The organism is Bacillus proteolyticus (assembly GCF_001884065.1).
Taxonomy (GTDB): domain Bacteria; phylum Bacillota; class Bacilli; order Bacillales; family Bacillaceae_G; genus Bacillus_A; species Bacillus_A proteolyticus.
In genome coordinates this window covers 1-1,674 of record NZ_MACH01000095.1, presented here as the reverse complement: position 1 = coordinate 1,674, position 1,674 = coordinate 1, and the positions used below count along the sequence as shown (strand labels likewise).

The 1,674-nt window shown below is 35.9% G+C and carries 1 protein-coding gene; it reads right to left on the bottom strand.

From position 1 onward, the window contains the following. Positions 1-45: 45 nt before the first annotated feature. Positions 46-1,607, bottom strand: a protein-coding gene (locus tag BAQ49_RS31565) for an IS3 family transposase (protein WP_116733477.1) whose coding sequence is annotated in 2 segments (ribosomal slippage) — positions 46-974 and positions 974-1,607 — 1,563 coding nt in all. Because the reading frame shifts where the segments join, the coding sequence is not laid out codon by codon here. Positions 1,608-1,674: the final 67 nt, after the last annotated feature.

The following is a 1,674-nucleotide window of genomic DNA, read 5'->3' as shown; positions in this document are numbered from 1 at the left end:
TGAACAGCTCCCTGTCAAGTAGACAGTGGAAATAATAAAAATACTTTAAGCGGCTTGAACCCTGTATTCCAATGGGCTTAAGCCGTTTAATCTTTCTTGGTAACGTTCGTTATTGTAAAACTGGATATAATCATCTACCGCTTGTTGTAAGGCTTCAAGTGTCTCATACTTATGTAGGTAATACTTTTCACACTTCAACGTCCCCCAAAACGATTCCATTGGTCCATTATCTATACATTTTCCTACACGTGACATGCTATGAATCATTTTTGCTTTTTCTATTTTTCTCTTAAACCCATGTGACGTATATTGATACCCTCGATCACTATGAATCAATGGATGTTCATTCTCTTTTAATATAGTGATAGCTTGATCCAATGTTCGAAATACCAATTTATTATTGTTTGAATTTCCCAATACATAACTAATAATGGAACCATCGTAAAGATCTAAAATGGCACTTAAATACGTTTTCCTTCCGTTTCCTAATTTGAACTCCGTGACATCTGTTACCCATTTTTCATTAGGCTTGCATGCAGTAAATTCACGATTGAGTCGATTTTCAGCGACATATTGCGCAGACGAGGGAACATAGCGCTTTCTTTTCCGACGAATCACGGACTGTAATCCAGCGATGTGCATTAAGCGATAAATGCGTTTGTGATTGAACCTTTTATGATATATCCTATTGATATTTAATTTCATTCTTCGATACCCATAAATGCCTCCTACTCGTGCATAAATAGCCTGGATATCCTGAAGAATTGCTTCATTCTCTAATTCTCTAGCTGTTGGCGTGCGCTGTAGCCATTTATAATAAGCAGCACGAGATACACCGGCAATTTCACATAAAAGGATTACTGGCAGATTTTCATTCGCATGTAAATCTTGAATCGCTCTATATTTATTTTGTAGACGAACGCTTGTTAAAGACGCCTCCTTTCGAGTTCCTCTAACTTTTTTAAAAAAGCATTTTCTGCACGTAATCGTTCATTTTCTCGCTCTAAACGTTTCATTTCCAGCTTAAACTTTCCTTCATCTGTTAATTCATATTCCTCTTTCTTTCGACCACGTTTATCTTGTAGTGCTTCTTCACCATGCGCTTCAAACTTCTTGACCCATTGATATACCTGTTGATAAGAAACTTCATAGCTTTCGGCTGTGAGCTGGTAGTTTTTCTGATGTTTTATACAGTAATTCACAATTTGAATTCGTTCTTCTAACGTTGTTTTTCTTCTATTTGTCATAGAGTTTGTCATTCCTTTACCGGTATCATTTAATTCTCTATGACTATTATACTTTTTAATCCATTTTCTCAAAACCGCAGTACGGGATATATTGTATTTTTGGGTAACCTTGCTTAACGAAAAGTGCCCTGATAGATAATCATTGACGGCTGCTAACTTTAACTCTTCTGAATAACGCTTCCAAGAAAGTACTTCTTCTAGGCCATCTTCACCATTCACTTCATACCTTTTCTTCCAATCTCTAATCGTCCCAGGATCAATCGAAAATTTAGCAGTAATGTCAGCTATTGATTGATGACCATCTTTATAAAGAGCTAAAATCGCCAATTTTTCAGCTTTAGAATATTTCATTCGAGCCATAAAAAATACTCCCCTTAGATAAACAGATTTTTATTTTTTATCTGTCTACCTAATGGGGAGCATATCA